Source organism: Streptomyces sp. NPDC031340 (genome assembly GCF_055569945.1).
Genome location: NZ_JBVIIE010000047.1, coordinates 1 through 16753 on the forward strand (window position 1 = coordinate 1; position 16753 = coordinate 16753).

Below are 16753 nucleotides of genomic sequence, written 5' to 3' on the forward strand. Positions count from 1 at the left end.
GGAACTCCTTGGGATACGGCTTGGGCACTGCGACATCCTTCCAGGCCGCCTCTCAGCAAGCCAGGTCAGGTGTCACCCAACCCTGCAGCAGTCCCGTCCTCGGTCAGGTGACTGGCGCTTACAAGAAGTTCCCGACCAACGGCGAGTTGACGATCACCGTGCCGAGTGCGCAGTCAGGTCACGCTCAACTGACGCTCCGTTCCACTGCGGCAGTTGACAACGTCTATGCCTTGTTCGCCAGCCCGAACAAGAAGATCCTCGCGACCGCGAAGGCCAGCTTCGGATGAGCGCGGCACCGTTTGAGCAGTCCCCGACCAAGCTCTGCTCCGCTTGTGGAACTCTCACGCAGACGGCCAAGACCTTCTGCCCGGAGTGCGGCACCACCTATGGCGAGCCAGGCGGAGGTAGGTCGGCGAGCTTCGTCTGGGGTGCGTTTGCTTGCGCAGCGGTATCTCTGCTCTTCTTCCCCATCGTTCCAGGGCTGTTCGCGATCGTGTTGTCGGCTCTCGCGATGAAGCGGAAGGAGCCGCACGCCGCCCTGGCCATGGGCCTTTCGGTTGCAGGCATGGTGCTCGGCTTCATCTTTGGCGTCATGGCCTTCAGCGCTTGAGCCGACCGCCCCAGCCACAGTGGGTTTTCCCCGTCCTTCACGACGGCGGACGCGATGCGGGCGAGCGCCGACCGCCGACGCGGGCGTTGCTCGGTTCCGCCGCAGGACCGGGCCCGTGGTCGGCCACCGTCCGATCGGGCCGGCGTCCTCCCCGGCCGGTAGGCGCGCCCCGGCCTCACACCGCCGCGGAGGTGCTCCCGGCCTCGGACGCGGCCGCGCTGGCGAGCAGGCGCAGGGCCGCCTCGGAGGGGGAGCTCGGTTCGGCCGTGTAGGCGATCAGGCGCTGGCCGGACGAGCCGGGGATGACGAGGTTCTCGAAGCTCAGGTCCATCGTGCCGACCAGCGGGTGGCGCAGCCGCTTCGTCCCCGAGGTGCAGGTGCGCACCGGATGGCGGGCCCAGCGGGAGGCGAACTCGTCGCACTGGACGGTGAGTTCGCCGACCAGTTCGGCCAGCCGGCGGTCGTCGGGGTGCCGGCCGGCGATCAGCCGCAACGAGGCGACCGCGAGCTGCGCCTCGTCGTGCCAGTCGGTGTAGAGCGCGCGGTAGCGCTCGTCCAGGAACAGCATCCGCGTCAGGTTGGGCCGGGTGCCCGGCGTCTCGGGGCTGTCCGCGGGCAGATGCGCCGCGAGCAGTGCGTGCCCCAGCCGGTTCCAGGCCAGGATGTCGTTGCGGCGGTCCAGGATCAGCGCCGGCACCTCCGACATGGCCGCCAGCAGCTGTCGTGCCGAACGGCCGGCCCGCTCCGCGCGGGGTGCGGTGGGGCGGGCCGCGCCGGGGGAGGGGCGGGCCAGGTCCTTCAGATGCGCGGTCTCGTCGTCTGTCAGCCGCAGGGTGCGCGCGATCGCGTCCAGCACCGAGTCCGAGGCGCCGAGGGCGCGGCCCTGTTCGAGACGGGTGTAGTGGGTGATGCTCACCCCGGCGAGCATGGCCAGCTCCTCCCGGCGCAGCCCGCTGACCCGCCGTCGGGTCGGATGCGGGGTGATGCCGACGTCCTCCGGGCGCAGTGCGGCACGGCGGGACTTGAGGAAATCCCCCAGTTCGGACGCAGCCTCCATCGATGCCTCCCGTTCGCTCCTCTTGATGATGCCCGCCCGCCGCGCCGGTTCCGAGCCGTGAGGGTGGTCATGCGATGACCACCCTCGCGGCGGCTGTGCGAGACAGGGCGCTGGCTGGGGTTCCGGGCCGGGACGAGTCTCGTTCCCGGCGGTGCGCACCGCCGACGCATCAAGGCTCTTGAGTTGGCTCGAGAACCGAAAGCTCGCACGAAACCGGATGAAAGGGACTCGACGTCATGTCCGTCACCGATTCGGACACGGCCGCTACGGCCGTGGGAGCGGCCCCGGCCGTCCTCACCCCGCGCCTGCGGCTGGTGCTGGTGCTGCTGCTCGCGGCCCAGTTCATGCTGGCCGTGGACTTCTCCATCCTGAACGTGGCGCTGCCGGTGATCGGCGAGGGCCTGGGCTTCTCCCTGGCGCACCTGCAGTGGATCGGCACCGCGTTCGCCCTGTGCGCGGCGGGCTTCACCCTGCTGTTCGGCCGGGTCGCGGACCTGTTCGGCCGCCGTCGGCTCTTCCTCGGCGGTCTGGTGGTGCTGGGCGCGGCCTCGCTGGTGGGCGGTCTGGCGCGGAACCCGGAGGTGCTGATCGCGGCGCGTGTCTTCCAGGGGCTCGCGACCGCCGCGGTCACCCCGGCCGGCCTCTCGCTCATGACGACCTCGTTCCCGGAGGGACCGCTGCGGGAGAAGGCCCTCGGCCTCAACGGGGCTCTGATGTCCGCCGGTTTCACCACCGGCGCGATCCTCGGCGGCCTGCTGACCGACCTGCTCTCCTGGCGCTGGGCGTTCTTCGTCAACGTGCCCGTCGCCCTCGCCGTCCTGATCGTCGCCCCGACGGTCATCGAGGAGTCCCGGCCCGACGAGCGCCCGAAGCTGGACGTGCCCGGCGCCATCAGCGTCACCCTCGGTCTGCTGGCCATCGTCTTCGGCCTCACCCAGGCCGGTGAGCGGGGCTGGGGCTCCCCGAGCGCCCTGCTGCCGCCGGCGGCCGGCGTGCTCCTGCTGCTCGTGTTCTGGGCCGTCGAGCGCAAGGCGAGCGCCCCGCTGGTGCCGCTCGGCGTGCTCGGCAGGCGTTCGGTGGCCTGGGGCAACGTCGCCGGTCTGATCGCCTTCCTCACCGAGACCTCCCTGGTCTTCCTGTTGACCCTCTACCTCCAGGAGGTGCTCGGCTTCTCCCCGCTGGCCGCCGGACTGTCCTTCGGCGTGCTGGGCATCGGAACGGTCGTCGGCGGCTCGATCGCCCCGAAGGTCATCGGGAAGACCGGCAGCAGGCGGACGCTGATCACCGGCGGCATCCTGCAGACCGTGTTCACGGCCGCCCTGCTCGGCCTCGGCGGCGACGGCTCCTGGATGTGGCTGCTGCTGGCCGCCACCTTCGCCGGCGGTGTCGGCAACATGCTCGTCATCGTCGGCTTCATGGTCACCGCCACCTCCGGTCTCGCCGACCACGAACAGGGCCTGGCCACCGGGCTCGCGACCATGACCCAGCAGATCGGCATCACCATGGGCACCCCCGTCATGAGCGCCGTCGCCACCGCCGCGATGACCGGCACCGGAGCCGCGGCCGTCCTCGGCGGACTGAAGACGGCCATCGCGGTCAACGCCGCCGTCGTCCTCCTCGGCACCCTCACCAGCGCCGTGTTCCTGCGCGGTGACCGGCCGACCGTGCGGTGACGGACAGGGCGCGGTGACGGACAGGGTGCTGGCGAAATTGCCATCCCTTGCACTTAGTGCGCGTCTGCAAGTATTGTCTGCGGAGGTAAAACGCATCCGCAACAACCTCGGAAGGTGTACCCCTCATGCCTCTCGCGCTCCTGGCACTCGCGATCGGGGCCTTCGGCATCGGAACCACCGAGTTCGTGATCACCGGCCTGTTGCCCGAGGTCGCGGCCGGCTTCGGGGTCTCCATCCCCACCGCGGGCCTTCTGGTGACCGGTTACGCGCTCGGCGTCATGTTCGGCGCTCCGCTGATGACAGCGCTCGGCACCAAGGTCTCCCGCAAGCGCATGCTGATGCTGCTGATGGGCCTGTTCATCGCCGGGAACCTGCTTTCCGCCGTCGCGCCCACTTTCGCCGTGATGCTGATCGGCCGCGTCGTCGCCTCGCTCGCCCACGGCGCCTTCTTCGGCATCGGCTCGGTCGTCGCCGCCGACCTGGTCGCCCCGGACCGGAAGGCCGGTGCCATAGCGATGATGTTCAGCGGCCTCACGGTCGCCAACGTGGTCGGCGTGCCCCTGGGAACCCTCGTCGGGCAGCACGCCGGCTGGCGGGCCACCTTCGCCGTGGTCGCCGGGCTCGGCGTGGTCGGGCTGCTCGGTGTGGCCGCACTGGTCCCCGAGATGCCCCGGCCGGAGGGCGCGCGCCTGCGCCATGAGCTCGCCGTGTTCAAGAACGCCCAGGTCCTGCTGGCCATGGCGATGACCGTCCTCGGCTTCGGCGGCGTCTTCGCCGCCATCACCTACATCGCGCCGATGATGACCCGTGTCGCCGGTTTCGCCGACGGCTCGGTGACCTGGCTGCTGGTCCTCTTCGGGCTCGGCATGGTCGGCGGCAACCTGGTCGGCGGCCGCTTCGCCGACCGCGCCCTGATGCCCATGCTGTACGTCTCCCTCGGCGGCCTGGCCGTCGTGCTCGCGCTCTTCACGCTCACCGCACACCACAAGGCTCTCGCCGCTGTCACGATCGTCCTGACCGGAGCCCTCGGCTTCGCCACCGTGCCGCCGCTCCAGAAGCGCGTCCTCGACCAGGCGAGCGGCGCCCCGACGCTGGCCTCGGCCGTGAACATCGGCGCGTTCAACTTCGGCAACGCACTCTCCGCCTGGCTCGGCGGCCTCGTCATCGCGGCCGGCCTCGGCTACACCGCCCCCAACTGGGTCGGCGCCCTCATGGCCCTGGCCGCCCTGTTCCTCGCCCTCGTCTCGGCGGTTCTCGAACGCCGTCAGAGCGCCCCCGGCGTTGTCGTCGCGAGCGGCGGCACCCCGGCCGAGCGGCAGACCGCCGTCCGTCACTGACCATCAAGGACGCCGAGTCGCCCGCGCGGCCACGTCGGCCGGGCGGCGCCGGCGTCGAACGGCGCCGTGACGACGAAGGCGCAGACGGGGCGCGTCCGGTCGGCGGGGAGGGCCGGGACGGCAGTGTAGGGGAGGCGGACGCGACGTGACGTATGGCGAAGGTCACAGCTCCGGTTCTCCCAACTGGCTTAAGTGTAAAGCGACTTGAAATGGCACTGCTTGTACCCGCAGTCACCGGGGCGCGGCCGGTCCCCCGGCGCGTCACCGCTCGGTGAGCTGATCGAACTCAGCTTGTTCGATCAGTGTGCGCATGGCTACAGTCGGCCCGCATGACCACCCCAGACCCCTCACTCATCCGCAGCAGCTTCGCGGTCGTCAAGCCCCACGGGCCGCAGCTCACCGAGTACTTCTATGACCACCTCTTCACCCACAACCCGGGCGTGCGCCCGCTGTTCGCCGCTCACCTCGACGAGCAGCGCGACCGCCTGTGGGCGGCGCTGGGCGCCCTGGTCGCCAACCTCGAGAACACCGAGACGCTGGTCGGCATGCTCCAGAACCTGGGGCGCCGTCACGCCGGCTACGGCGCGCTGGCGGAGCACTACCCCGCCGTGGGCAGCAGCCTGATCGCCTCCCTGCGGCACTACGCGGGCGACGCGTGGACGCCGGCCGTCGAGGAATCCTGGACGGCGGTCTACGGGGTGATCAGCGACACGATGGTCGCGGCCGGCGAGGCCGCCGCGCGCTGACCCCGGCAGCGGCAGCCGCACCCTGACGAGCCGTCGGCCGGCTCGCCGATGTTTTCGGAGGTCACACCTGATACCAGCCACCGGAGTTCGGACATGAGCGATTCCCAGGCACTGAGAGACTCCTTCGCCCTGGTGGGCAAGTCGGGAGACGAGGTACCGCGGTACTTCTACTCGTACTTGTTCCTCATCGCGCCGGAGGTCCGGCCGATGTTCCCCGTCGCCATGGGGGCACAGCGCGACCGGCTCGTCGCCGCCCTGGGCCGGATCGTCGCCGAGGCGGACGACCCGGACCGGCTCCTGCCGTACTTGCGTCAACTCGGCCGTGACCACCGCAAGTTCCAGGTGGTGGCACAGCACTACGAGGCGGTGGGTCAGGCGCTGCTGGCCACGCTGGCCTACTTCCTGGGCGAAGCGTGGACCCCGGAGCTGCAGCACGGCTGGACCGAGGCGTACACCCTGGTGGCCCGCACCATGGTGGAAGCCGCGGAGACCGACGCCAGGGTGAACCCGCCGTGGTGGAACGGCGAGGTGGTGCAGATCGAGCCGCGCGGCTTCGACCTCGCGGTCATCACCCTGCGCCTGGACCGTCCGATGGCGTACCGGGCCGGCCAGTCCGTCATGGTGGAGACCCCGACGCTGCCGAGCACCTGGCGGTCGTTCACCCCGGCCAACGCGACACGCGCCGACGGGACCATCGAGTTCCATGTGCGCGCCGTCGACGGAGGCCTGGTCAGCCCGGCGCTGGTCTACGGACTGCGCCGAGGGGACGTGCTGCGCCTCGGCTCCCCGGTCGGCGGCCGGCTCACCCTGCAGGCGTCCGGCGGCCGGGACCTGGTGCTGATCGCCGGGGGCACCGGCCTGGCCCCGATGCGCGCCCTGGTGGAGGAGATCGCCTGGCAGGGGCCCGTGCGGGGGGTGGACCTGTTCGTCGGAGCGCGGGACGAGCGGGGCCTGTACGACCAGCAGGCGCTGCGGCAGCTGGCCGAGGCCAACCCGTGGCTCCGGGTGACGCCGCTGGTCGGGGCGGACGCCGGCACCGTCGACAACCGCAGCCTCGCCGGTCCGGTCCTGCGCGCCGCCCATTGGCACGGGCGCTCCTTCTACGTCTGCGGCTCGCCGTCCATGGTCTCCGCGACGGTACGCGATCTGGCGGGCGCGGGCGTCTCCCACGACTTGCTGCACTTCGAAGAAGACGCTCGGTGATCGGAGATACGTGAACAGGACACGAGGACACCATCCGGGGGACCGCCGGGTGAGCCCCGAGGCGCTGCGGTCGATGACCTTTCCCCGCGCTCCCCTCACCCGCCGCGGCTACAGCGAGGAGGCGGTGCACGACGCCCTGCGCCGTTGCGCGGCCACCCTGATCGAGCTGACGCAGGAGAACGACCGCCTGCGCACGGACATGCAGCGCCACCGGGACTGGATCCGCGCGAACAACATCGGCGACGGCACCGGCCCGACCGGGGTGCCGACCGTGGACGCGGTGCTGCAGCAGGCCCGCGCCCAGCAGGCCGCCGAGAACACCGTCAACGTCGCCCGCGAGCAGGCGCGGAACATGGTGCGGGCCGCGCGGGCGCAGGCGGAGGCGATCCTGCAGCAGACCTGGGAGAAGACCACCCAGGCGGCGGCCGCGGGCGGCCCGGAGGAGACCGAGCGGCTCATCTCCTACCTGCGCCAGATCGCGGAGTCCCTGTCGGTCACCGCGGACGAGTACGCCGCCAAGCGCGCCCAGATCGTCCCGGCGGCCGCCGCCGCGGCTCCCCGCCCGATCGCCGACCACCGTGCCGCCGTGCCGCCGGACCACTCGGCCGGCGCGGAGCGGGAACAGCCTCTCGGCATCGCGAACGCCGTCGGACCGCCCGGCCGGGACCACTGAACGTCCGGCACGGCCCGGCGCCGGACCCGGGCCGGCGCCCGCGTCGACGGCCTCCGCGGCACGCTCCCCGGCGTGGCCTGCCGAGGGGCGTGGCAGGCCACGGGGCTGACGCCCGGCTGCTCGTCCCAGCTCGGCCGCTCGTCCCAGCTCGGCCGCTCGTCCCTGATCCCGGCTACTTGTCCCAGATCTTGCGGTAGGCCTCGCGATAGCCCTCGGAGTCCCAGGACAGGGCGCCGCCGCTGTTGGCCGCGGTCGTGATGTGGACGGGGGCGACGTATCCGCTGGACGGCTTGCCCGCGAAGGCGCGGTTGAACTCGTCGACGATCTGCCAGCCCTGCTCGGACAGCGGCTCGGGCACGGTGGCCGCCTGGAACGCCTTGCCGTTGATGCGCTTGAACGCCGCCGGATCGCCGTCCCCGGCCCCCATGTTGAACGGGGTCCCCGCACCCTGCCGGCCGGCCGCGCGCAGCGCGGACTCCGCGTAACCGAAGTACAGGTCGTTGATGGCGGCGGAGTAGGTCCAGCTGTCGCCGAAGCGGGCGGCGAGGGAGGAGACCCGCTTGACGGTGCGGCTGTTGGCCTGGGCGATCGGGATGTTCTCGTAGCTCAGCAGCCGCACGTCGGAGCAGGTGGCGAGTTCCTTCTTGATCAGATCGGACTTGTGCTTGGCGAACGGGATCGTGGCGTCGGTGAACAGCACCACACCCGCGCGGCCGTTGGACTGCGCGATGATCCAGTCGGCGCTGAGCCGCGCCACGTCCTCGACCCTCGTGGTGATGTTGCTGAACAGCTTCGGGTTCTCGCTGGGGCCGGGTGCGGCGACGGCGTGCCAGCCGATCAGCGGGATGCCGGCCGCGTTCGCCCGCGCGACCTGCTCGGAGGTGGAGCTGGGATCGAAGCCGCCGATGACTATGCCGTCGGGCTTGTCGGCGAGGGCCTGGTCGAAGGCGGCCTTGAAACCGGCGGTCGTGCCCTGGCCGTTGATGGTGCTCAGATGCCAGCCCATGACGTCGGCCGCTTCCTGGACACCCTGGGCGACGCCCTCGACGCCCGGGTTGGTCAGCGTCTGGGCGATGTAGACGATGCGCCGGTCCGGGACGGCCCGGGGCCCGCTGGTCGGTCCGGACCAGGGGGCGTTGACGTCCTCGGCCGCCTTCACGTCGCGCTTGGCGCGGGCGAGGGCGCTGGGGCAGCCGGGCTTTGACGAATCGCCGGCGGACACGGCCGCGGAATCGGTGGTCTTCGAACCGCTGGAGCAGCCCGCGGCGAGGCTGACGGTGGCCAGGAGGACGGTCGCGGCCATGGCCGCCTTGCGGGTGCGGTGCACGAGGTCTCCAACACAGGCTGAAAAGCAGGGCTGAGCGGGGAACAGCAACTCGGGAACGGGCGACGGATCCGGCGCGCGGTCGCCGTCGCCGAGGACCCGCTTCGCCTCGGCGAGGCTGCGGGGACTACGGCGGGCGTCGGTTCCCGAGCGGTGGCCCGGGGCGGCAGGGGTGGCAGCAAGCGTGCTGCCGAGGATCATGCTCAACCGGTCGGTTCGCGTCAATTCCCCCGCCGGGACACTACAACGGCCGCTTTCACCTGGGGCGACGAGGGCCGTCCCGGACCAAGCGTCACGTTCCGTGCATCGTTCGCAAGAATTCCGTAATCATCTCTTGATGATCCAGAAGCTGCGATCCGACTGTCTGTACAGGTACGCTCACGCAGCCGGATTTCGGACACCTGGCGTGATCCCATCACTCTGCTCGGCGGTGAACGCCGCTGAGTCATGTCCGCTTTCCGGCCATCGGCGGTCCGGCTGCGACGACGGCGCTGCCGCCGCTCGGCAACACATCGAAGGAGGCTCGGGTGTCCGCGAACAGAGGTAACCCGCCGCTCGCCCCCGAGTCACCGGGGGAAGCCGACCGGAGTCCCCGGCCGGGCCGGAAGGCGGCGAACGTCCTCGACCGGTGGCCCTTCCGCCGCAAGCTGAACGTCCTGGTGATCGCGCCCATCGCGGCCGTCGGCGTGCTCCTCGGCGTGGGCGCCTACGGCCAGGCCCGGCAGGCCCGGGACGCGGGCCGGATAGCCGAGCTGGTGCGTGACAGCGAACAGGTCGCGAAGCTCATCAACGAGGTGCAGGCCGAACACCGGCAGGCGCTCCTGCTCTCCGTGCAGTACGACGAGGCCCGCCCCGGAGCCACGCTGCCGCCGGTCTCCGACTACCGCGAGGCACAGCGGAACACCAACCGGCAGGTCGCCGCCGTTCGTTCGGCGTTCGCCTCGGACCTGCCGTCCGAGGAGGCGCAGGCGCTCGACTACATCCGCGGCCTCGGGGTGCTGCGCGAGAAGCTCGAACGGGGCTACGTCTCCGTCGCCGACATCGACCCCGCTTACGCCTCCGCGGTCGACTACCTGATCGACGGCATCGGCCTGGAGCGTTACTCCGGCACGTCGTCGTCCTCCGTCACCGCGCTGCTCGACACGGTGCTGCGAGCCGACGCCGCCCACGCGGCCTACGAGAGCGCGGTGTTCTCCGCGCAGACCCGCGACGCCAACCCCCTCACCGAGTACAGCCGCGCGGTCGACGCCCGCGCCCTCTACGAGCACCAGGCGCAGCGGTTCCAGCGGATCGCCACACCCGCCCAGGTGCTGCGCATGGACGGCATCGACCGCAGCGCCGAACAGAACGGCATCGAGGCCCAGTACGCGCAGTTGCAGATCGATCCCGGCGCCCTGCAGGGCAAGACGCCGGCCCAGCTGCGCAAGGCGATCGCCGACGGGAACCGGCAGTCCGAGACCCGCCTCGGGATCACCCGGTCACTGATCGAGCAGACCGCCGCGCAGGCCGACGCCAGCTCCTCGGAGGCGCTGCGGGGCGCGCTGTACCTCGTCGCCCTGGCCCTGCTCGGCTTCGTCGCCTGGCTGGCCTTCAGCGTCCTGGTCCGCCGCTCGGTGGTGCGGCCCCTGGTGGCGCTGACCGGCGCCGCCCAGCAGGTGATCGACGTGGCGGGCGAGGAACTCGCCCGGGTCGCCGACGACGACTCCGGCGACGCCACCCCGCTGCGGCCGCGGCCGATCCCCGTCCCGGTGCGCGACGAGATCGGCGCCCTGGCCGAGGTGTTCAACCAGGTGCAGGTGACCGCCGCGCAACTGCTGGAGCGCCAGGTGCTGAGCCGCCGCAACGTGGCCGAGATGTTCGGCAACGTCGGCCGCCGGGTGAGCAACCTGACGACACGTCAACTCCTGCTGATCGACGAGATGGAGCGCGAGGAGACCGACCTCGAACTCCTCGAACGTCTCTACCGCGTCGACCACATCGCCGTACGCCTGCAGCGCAACGCCGACAGCCTGATGCTGCTCGCCGGTATCCGGGAGCGGGGCGTCGAGCCGCGTCCGATCCCCCTGCCCGACGTCATCCGGGCGTCGCTCGCCCAGATCGAGGGCTACCCGCGGGTGCACCTGCGGTCCGAGACGGAAGCCGCCGTCGTGCCCGACATCATCGGCGACCTGACGCTGATGTTCGCCGAACTGCTGGAGAACGCGGTCTCGTTCTCCCCCTCCGACACACCCGTCGAGGTGGTCGTCCGGCCCGGCGCCGACGTCGGCGAGGAGGGCGGGGCGCTGATCGAGATCATCGACCACGGCATCGGCATGAACGCGGAGCGCCTCGCCGAGGAGAACGCCCGGCTGATCCGCCGGGAGCGGCTGGACCTCGTACCGACCAGGGTGCTCGGCCTCTTCGTGGTCGGCAGCCTCGCCCGGCGCTGGGGTGTGCGGGTGGCCCTGAGCCGTACGCCGGGCGGCGGTGTCACCGGCACCGTCTGGATGCCCGGCGCGCTCCTGTCGGCCACGTCCCCCGTGGACACCCCGCAGCCCGCCGCCACGGGTGCGGCCGCGAACGTGACGCCGCTTCCCGTGCGGACCGGGAAGGAGACCGCCGTGCCGGCACCGTCGCCCGTGGGGGCGGCCTCCGCGTCCGCCGCGCCCGCGAAGGGGCCGGTCCCGTCGCCGCGCGGCGAACTCCCGCGGCGCGGCGCGGCCCCCGCCGGCCCGGACCGGGCCACCGCGGAACGGACCGCCACGCGCGACGGCGCGGAGCGGACCACCGGCCCGGACGAACCGCCGTCCGCCGGGACCTCCCGCCCGCTGCGCCGACGGGTGCGGGGGGCCACACTCGCCCGGACCGACGTAACGAACGACCGGAAACCGGCCGTGCGGCAGCCCGCGGACGCCGAAGCCGTCCGCTCGGAACTCGACGAGTTCGAGGCCGCCGTCCGCCGGGCGGAGCGGGACAGCAGCCACGCTCCGACCGGGCCCTCGCGATCTCAGCACCAGGAACCACAGAAGGAGTCGGGCCGTGGCCACGTCGACAGCTGACAGCACTTCCCAGCAGCCGGAACCGTCCGACCTGCGGGCCGCCGCGGCCGATTTCACCTGGCTGCTGGAACGGTTCGCCGCGGACACCGCGGGCGTCGCCGACGCCATCGCGGTGTCGTCCGACGGCCTGCTGATCGCCGTCTCCCGGCTGCGCGACCAGGCCGACTCCGAACGGCTGGCCGCGATCGTGGCCGGTCTGACGAGCCTCGCCGCGGGCGCCTCCGGCAACTACGGTCTCGGCGCCCTCGACAAGGTCATCATCGACCTGGAGCACGGCCACGTCCTGGTGTCGGCCATCGGCGCCGGAGCCGTTCTCGGCGTGGTCACCTCCGGGGACGCGAAGCTGGGCAACATCGCCTACGAGATGACGCTCTTCGCCAACAGGGCCGGGGCCGCGCTCACCCCCCAGCTGGTGCTGGAACTGAAGAACAGTGTCGGCGCGGCGTCGGCCCGCTGATGGCCGTCGGCGCCGGGACACGGGTGAGGCACATCGTGAAGGGACCGTGATGGCCGTCGTCGGACCACCGCACGAGGCAGCGGACGATGCCGAGGGCTCGCCGGAGCCGCAACGCCGCGCACCCGCGATACGGCCGTTCCTGCTGACCACCGGCCGGGTGTCGGTGGACGGCAGCACGCGGCCGATGCCGGTGGAGACGCAGGTCGTGTCGACGTCGGCCGGGCTGCTGGCCCTTCACTCGCTCACTTTCGAACGCCACGGCATCGTCGCGGCCTGCCGGCAGCCGCAGTCGGTGGCGGAACTGGCCGCGAAGCTGGGACTGCACCTCAATGTGGTGCGTGTGCTGGCCGAGGACCTGCGTGTCGCCGGGCATCTGGCGGTCCACCGGCCGAACGCCGGGATCGCCCAGGATCTCTCCGTACTGCGAAGGGTTATCGATGGTCTCCGTGCCGTCCCCGACTCACGGGACACACTCCGTGACACCAGCTGAACAGACTCCGACCCCGGTCAAGGTGGTCATCGCCGGCGGCTTCGGAGTCGGCAAGACCACCACCGTGAGCTCGATATCAGAGATCCGGCCGCTGACCACGGAGGCCGCGATCACCGAGGTCGCGGCGGGAGTGGACGACCTCACCCACACGCCGGGCAAGATCACCACCACCGTCGCCATGGACTTCGGCTGCGTCACCATCGACCCGACGCTGAAGCTGTACCTGTTCGGCACCCCGGGCCAGGACCGGTTCGGCTTCATGTGGGACGACCTGGTGGAGGGCGCCCTCGGCAGCCTGGTGATTGTCGACACCCGCCGGCTGGACGACTGCTACGCGGCGGTGGACTACTTCGAGCACCGGGACATCCCCTTCGCGGTGGGCGTCAACGCCTTCGACGGGCAGGTCGAGCACGACCTCGCGGAGGTGCGGTGGGCGCTGGACATCGCCGAGCACGTACCCCTGGTCGTCTTCGACGCCCGGAAGACGGGCTCGGTCCGCGACGCGCTGCTGGCCGTACTGGACGTCGCCGTACGCCGCGCGGAAGCCGCGGCGACGCCCTGACGGGCCACGCGGCCGAAGGCCCGTGGTCCGTGGCCCGTGCGTCGCCCCACGGACCACGGGCCACGGATCCGGTCAGCCCTGGAACTGCTTGGTCAGGCCGAGCTGGCTCATGATGGCGCCGGTGTCCAGATAGGCGCGGCCTTCCTTGATCTTGCCGTCCTTGACCTCGTAGATGTCGCACCCGTGCACCGTGACGTGACGGCCCGTGGCGGGCAGGGTGCCGGCGTGCGTGACCAGGTCTCCGGTCTGGGTCCCGCTGCTCGTGTACTCGACCACCACCGTGTCTTCCTTGGCCGTGAGGTGGTCGACGGTGAACTGGCCGTCCGGCATCGCGTCGAACATGGCCTTCGCGAGCCGGACGAAGCCCTCCGGGCCCTGCAGTGTCCTTCCGCTGCCCTCCTCGACGAGGGTGCAGTCCGGAGCCACGGACCCGGCGATGCGGTCGTAGTCCCGGTCGTTCCACGCCCGGAAGATGTCGCGGACGAAGGTTTCGTTGTCAGCCATGCGAACCTCCATGGGGAACGTCCCTTTCCCTCCATGCTGACCCGCCGCGTCCGACCGTGCATTCCCTGCGGACCGCGGCACGGCCGGGCGCCGGCTCATCTCCCTTGCGCGGCAACGTTCTTGGACCACGGCCGGATGAGCAGATACGCGGCCACGGCCAGGGCGAGCGGCAGGAAGCTCACCACCAGCATGGTGAGCCGCAGGCCGTTGGTGAAGTCGAGCCCGAGAGCCAGTCCGGACTGCCGGAGCAGGTTCGGGTCGTATCCGGCGGTGCCGGGACTGTGCGCCATCGCGCTGCGCACCGCGTCCACGGCCTCCTCGGCCTCCTCCACCGACATGCCGCGCGCCGCGGCGTCGTTGAGCCACTGCCGCTGGAAGAAGAGGTCGAGCAGCAGGAGGTAGACGGCGGGTCCGAGCGCGTAGCCGGTCATGCCGAACGCCGGCTGGACGGAGGCGACGGTGCCGGACTTGCCGGGCGGTGCGTGGGACAGGATGGTCTCGGCCACCGCGGCGGAAGCCACCAGCGATCCGAGGTTGGTGAGCCAGGTGGCCAGCACCAGCACCCACAGCGGCATCGTGGGCGCGGCGGTCGCCGCCATCAGCAGCGCGCTCGCGGCCAGCACCAGCAGGCCGGTGACGAGGACCGGCCGGGGGGTGTACTTCCCGACCATGCGCCCCGCCAGGACGACGGCGCCGGCAATCGCCGCCGTGCCGGGCAGGTACAGCAGGCCGATCGTGCGCGGGGGCAGCGACAGGATCACACTGCCGAACTGCCCCAGCGCGAAACTGAACCCGGCGGCGAGGAAGTTCAGCGCCAGGGAGGCCAGCGCGGCCACGGTGAACGGGCCGCTGCGGAACAACGACAGGTCCAGGACCGGTTCCGGAGTCCGGCGCTCCCGGAGCACGAACAGCACGAGAGCGACCGCGCTGACCGACAGCGGCAGCCAGGCCCGGAGCTGGGAGAACCCGTTCTCCGCCTCGGCGATGCCGTAGACGAGGGTGAGCAGGGCGATGCCGGCCAGACCGACGCCGACGATGTCGAGCCGGTGCCGTCGCAGAACGGGCGGCTCGGCGACGTACCGGGCCGTCAGCCCGAGGGAGATCAGTGACAGCAGCGGGCTGAGCAGGAACAGCCACCGCCAGCCGACGGCCTCCACCACCCAGCCCCCGGCCGCGGGGGTCACTCCGCACAGCGCCATCTCGATGGCCATGAAGACGCCGATGGCCGCCGGCCGCCTCTCCGCCGGCACCGACGCCTTGAGCAGGGCCAGCGACACGCCCAGCATCGCGGCCAGCGCCAGCCCGTCGAGGAGCCGCATCACCAGCAGGAACACGTAGCCGGGGGAGACCGCGGAGAGCAGGTTGACGACCATGACGCCGACCAGCCCCAGCATCAGCAGCCGCTTGAGCCCGAAGGCGTCCCCGAGACTGCCCACGGCGAGCACGGCGGCGGCCACGACCAGTGTCGCCGCGCCCCCCAGGAATCCGACGGCGTCGGGCGGCACCTGGAGCGCCCGGCTGATCTGCGGCATGTTCAGGCTGAGGACCAGCGGGTCGACGGTCGTGACGGTGAAAGCGAGGGCGAGCCCCAGGATGACCGGGAGGAGGGTGACGATGGAGCGCGGCTCCGCAGTCGACACAGCAGCACCTCCCGCCCGTCGGCCGGCGCCGCCGCCCGCCCGATCACGATCGCCCGCCCGGTACCACCCGCCCGCCCGGTACCGACCCGTCCGTCCGGTACCGATCCGCCCGCCCGGTACCGATTCGCCCGGCGACCGACCGACCGTAACCCGGTCACCGCTTCCGGCCCGTCCTCCCCGGCCGACGCACGCGGCCCGGCACCTGTTCGGACCACGCGGCCCGCGGGGTGTCGCCCTCGGTGGCGGGCCGTCCGGCCGGAGGGGACGCTGTACGCAGGGGGCAGCGCGTGATTGAGAGGCATCCCATGGCTCAGACCGCCGGCACGCACCACAAGGCGCACACGCCGTTCTTCTCCCGCCCCGTCGTCCGCCGCATCACACCGTTCGTGCTGACCACCGCGATCGCGATGATCTTCATCTTCGAGAACCGGGCCAGCACCGAGATCCGCCTTCTCGTCCCGGTGGTGACCATGCCACTGTGGGGCGCCCTCCTGATCGCCTGGGGCCTCGGCGTGCTCGCCTGCACCTTCACCGTGCGCCGCCGCTCCCACCGGCACACCCGGGGACCGACGTGAACCAGCCGTCAGGGCAGGCGGCGGGCGGCCGCCGTGTGCAGGGCGAGGCGCAGTGCGGGCGGAGGGGGCGGGCCGTCGCCCTCGGCGCCGGCGGTGACCGCGGCGGCCACCGTACGCAGCTTGGTGTTGGACAGTTGCGAGGCCTCCCGCAGGATGTCCCACGCCTCCTCCGGGGTGCAGGAGTGGGTGGCCATCAGAACGCCCCGCGCCTGGTCGATGACCGGGCGGGAGGTGAGGGCGTTGCGCAGTTGCCCGGCCTCCTCCCGCAGTTGGTCCAGTCGGTCCAGCTGTTCCGCCCTTTCCAGGGCGACCGCGGACGCCGCCGGAGGGGGTGGCGCCTGGTCGGCGCGGTGGGCCGCCGAGCGCAGCGGGGCCTCGGCGTCCAGCCCGGCCAGTTCCAGGATGCGGCGCGGCTGGCCGTTCCAGCTCCCGGTCCGCACCGGGACGCCGTGCCGGTCGCCGTACGCCCCGAGAACGTCCAGGAACTCCAGTGCCGCCGTGTCCATGAAGACGACGCCGATCATGTCCAGGTCGATCCGGTCGATGCCGGCCGGCAGGCCGGCCAGCGTCGCGGCCAGCGTGTCCGCGCATCCGTGGACGAGTTCCCCGCGGGGGGCGAGCCGTGCCCGGCCCGCCTCCACGTGGCTGTCGATGACCAGGGTGTTCAACCGTCCCGTCAGAGGGGTCCGTGCCGCTGAGGTCATGCCCTGCCTGCCTCGCTGCTTCCGACAGTCGTCACGTTCCTTCGCGTCGCGCCGCCGGTCTCCCGGCGGGGCGGGTGGGGGGCCTGCCCCGCCGGGGCCCGGTGGTCCTGCCACTGCGCCTGCCCGACGCCCGGTGGGCTACACCTGGCCGGGGAGTGAC

At 71.8% G+C, this 16753-nt stretch carries 17 protein-coding genes; 12 read left to right on the plus strand and 5 right to left on the minus strand.

The features are described 5' to 3' along the window. Both ACZ5GT_RS29920 and ACZ5GT_RS29925 read left to right on the plus strand, forming a co-directional pair. A partial coding sequence (locus tag ACZ5GT_RS29920; protein ID WP_469032261.1) for a hypothetical protein occupies positions 1–287 on the plus strand: 287 nt, incomplete at its 5' end. Continuing rightward, positions 284–610 (plus strand): hypothetical protein, encoded by a 327-nt coding sequence (locus ACZ5GT_RS29925; RefSeq protein WP_469032264.1) that lies wholly within the window; start codon positions 284–286, stop codon positions 608–610. The genes ACZ5GT_RS29920 and ACZ5GT_RS29925, both read left to right, overlap by 4 nt. Before the next feature lie 175 nt (positions 611–785). Here ACZ5GT_RS29925 and ACZ5GT_RS29930 read toward each other — a convergent pair whose 3' ends face one another. After that, positions 786–1667 (minus strand): helix-turn-helix transcriptional regulator, encoded by an 882-nt coding sequence (locus tag ACZ5GT_RS29930; RefSeq protein WP_469032267.1) that lies wholly within the window; start codon positions 1665–1667, stop codon positions 786–788. Between the two features lie 236 nt (positions 1668–1903). Here ACZ5GT_RS29930 and ACZ5GT_RS29935 point away from each other — a divergent pair, with 236 nt between their 5' ends. The 5 genes from ACZ5GT_RS29935 to ACZ5GT_RS29955 all read left to right on the plus strand — a co-directional run bounded on the left by ACZ5GT_RS29935 (position 1904) and on the right by ACZ5GT_RS29955 (position 7299). Continuing rightward, entirely contained in the window at positions 1904–3340 is a 1437-nt protein-coding gene (locus tag ACZ5GT_RS29935; protein WP_469032269.1) for an MFS transporter, read from the plus strand. Positions 3341–3465: 125 nt separating this feature from the next. Further along, entirely contained in the window at positions 3466–4677 is a 1212-nt protein-coding gene (locus ACZ5GT_RS29940) for an MFS transporter (protein ID WP_469032271.1), read from the plus strand. Positions 4678–5006: 329 nt separating this feature from the next. Beyond that, on the plus strand, positions 5007–5423 hold the full coding sequence (locus ACZ5GT_RS29945; protein WP_469032273.1) for a globin domain-containing protein: 417 nt from the start codon (positions 5007–5009) through the stop codon (positions 5421–5423). A gap of 93 nt (positions 5424–5516) precedes the next feature. Then, positions 5517–6626: a globin domain-containing protein gene (locus ACZ5GT_RS29950; protein ID WP_469032275.1), complete on the plus strand. Its 1110-nt coding sequence runs from the start codon at positions 5517–5519 to the stop codon at positions 6624–6626. 49 nt (positions 6627–6675) lie between these two features. Next, complete coding sequence (locus ACZ5GT_RS29955; RefSeq protein ID WP_469032278.1) at positions 6676–7299, plus strand: DivIVA domain-containing protein; 624 nt, start codon at positions 6676–6678, stop codon at positions 7297–7299. A 172-nt stretch (positions 7300–7471) separates the two neighbouring features. Here ACZ5GT_RS29955 and ACZ5GT_RS29960 read toward each other — a convergent pair whose 3' ends face one another. Beyond that, positions 7472–8626 carry a substrate-binding domain-containing protein gene (locus ACZ5GT_RS29960; RefSeq protein WP_469032282.1) on the minus strand — a complete coding sequence of 385 codons (1155 nt, stop codon included), beginning with the start codon at positions 8624–8626 and terminating at the stop codon, positions 7472–7474. A 524-nt stretch (positions 8627–9150) separates the two neighbouring features. Between ACZ5GT_RS29960 and ACZ5GT_RS29965 the strand changes: the two genes are divergently transcribed. Genes ACZ5GT_RS29965 through ACZ5GT_RS29980 form a run of 4 tightly spaced genes read left to right on the plus strand, consistent with a single transcriptional unit; the run spans position 9151 to position 13170 of the window. After that, complete coding sequence (locus tag ACZ5GT_RS29965; RefSeq protein ID WP_469032285.1) at positions 9151–11661, plus strand: sensor histidine kinase; 2511 nt, start codon at positions 9151–9153, stop codon at positions 11659–11661. Further along, positions 11642–12118, plus strand: a complete 477-nt coding sequence (locus ACZ5GT_RS29970; RefSeq protein ID WP_469032287.1) for a roadblock/LC7 domain-containing protein — start codon at positions 11642–11644, stop codon at positions 12116–12118. Before ACZ5GT_RS29965 ends, ACZ5GT_RS29970 begins: the two co-directional genes overlap by 20 nt. Before the next feature lie 49 nt (positions 12119–12167). Further along, a complete protein-coding gene (locus ACZ5GT_RS29975; RefSeq protein WP_469032289.1) occupies positions 12168–12608 on the plus strand; it encodes a DUF742 domain-containing protein in 441 nt (146 codons plus the stop codon). Further along, positions 12556–13170: a GTP-binding protein gene (locus ACZ5GT_RS29980; protein ID WP_469032292.1), complete on the plus strand. Its 615-nt coding sequence runs from the start codon at positions 12556–12558 to the stop codon at positions 13168–13170. The genes ACZ5GT_RS29975 and ACZ5GT_RS29980 overlap by 53 nt, the downstream gene beginning before the upstream one ends. Before the next feature lie 72 nt (positions 13171–13242). Here ACZ5GT_RS29980 and ACZ5GT_RS29985 read toward each other — a convergent pair whose 3' ends face one another. Both ACZ5GT_RS29985 and ACZ5GT_RS29990 read right to left on the minus strand, forming a co-directional pair. Beyond that, positions 13243–13674: an ester cyclase gene (locus ACZ5GT_RS29985; RefSeq protein WP_469032295.1), complete on the minus strand. Its 432-nt coding sequence runs from the start codon at positions 13672–13674 to the stop codon at positions 13243–13245. Between the two features lie 95 nt (positions 13675–13769). Then, a complete protein-coding gene (locus ACZ5GT_RS29990) occupies positions 13770–15314 on the minus strand; it encodes an MFS transporter (RefSeq protein WP_469032297.1) in 1545 nt (514 codons plus the stop codon). Between the two features lie 305 nt (positions 15315–15619). Between ACZ5GT_RS29990 and ACZ5GT_RS29995 the strand changes: the two genes are divergently transcribed. Next, positions 15620–15889: a hypothetical protein gene (locus tag ACZ5GT_RS29995; protein WP_469032299.1), complete on the plus strand. Its 270-nt coding sequence runs from the start codon at positions 15620–15622 to the stop codon at positions 15887–15889. An 8-nt stretch (positions 15890–15897) separates the two neighbouring features. Here the strand turns inward: ACZ5GT_RS29995 and ACZ5GT_RS30000 are convergent, their stop codons facing one another. Beyond that, positions 15898–16593 (minus strand): STAS domain-containing protein, encoded by a 696-nt coding sequence (locus ACZ5GT_RS30000; RefSeq protein WP_469032303.1) that lies wholly within the window; start codon positions 16591–16593, stop codon positions 15898–15900. Positions 16594–16753: the final 160 nt, after the last annotated feature.

Bases quoted from the DNA above. Each gene is read 5' to 3' on its own strand.
- ACZ5GT_RS29925 (WP_469032264.1), top strand. From the start codon at position 284: ATGAGCGCGGCACCGTTTGAGCAGTCCCCGACCAAGCTCTGCTCCGCT.
- ACZ5GT_RS29930 (WP_469032267.1), bottom strand. From the start codon at position 1,667: ATGGAGGCTGCGTCCGAACTGGGGGATTTCCTCAAGTCCCGCCGTGCC.
- ACZ5GT_RS29935 (WP_469032269.1), top strand. From the start codon at position 1,904: ATGTCCGTCACCGATTCGGACACGGCCGCTACGGCCGTGGGAGCGGCC.
- ACZ5GT_RS29940 (WP_469032271.1), top strand. From the start codon at position 3,466: ATGCCTCTCGCGCTCCTGGCACTCGCGATCGGGGCCTTCGGCATCGGA.
- ACZ5GT_RS29945 (WP_469032273.1), top strand. From the start codon at position 5,007: ATGACCACCCCAGACCCCTCACTCATCCGCAGCAGCTTCGCGGTCGTC.
- ACZ5GT_RS29950 (WP_469032275.1), top strand. From the start codon at position 5,517: ATGAGCGATTCCCAGGCACTGAGAGACTCCTTCGCCCTGGTGGGCAAG.
- ACZ5GT_RS29975 (WP_469032289.1), top strand. From the start codon at position 12,168: ATGGCCGTCGTCGGACCACCGCACGAGGCAGCGGACGATGCCGAGGGC.
- ACZ5GT_RS29980 (WP_469032292.1), top strand. From the start codon at position 12,556: ATGGTCTCCGTGCCGTCCCCGACTCACGGGACACACTCCGTGACACCA.
- ACZ5GT_RS29985 (WP_469032295.1), bottom strand. From the start codon at position 13,674: ATGGCTGACAACGAAACCTTCGTCCGCGACATCTTCCGGGCGTGGAAC.
- ACZ5GT_RS29995 (WP_469032299.1), top strand. From the start codon at position 15,620: ATGGCTCAGACCGCCGGCACGCACCACAAGGCGCACACGCCGTTCTTC.
- ACZ5GT_RS30000 (WP_469032303.1), bottom strand. From the start codon at position 16,593: ATGACCTCAGCGGCACGGACCCCTCTGACGGGACGGTTGAACACCCTG.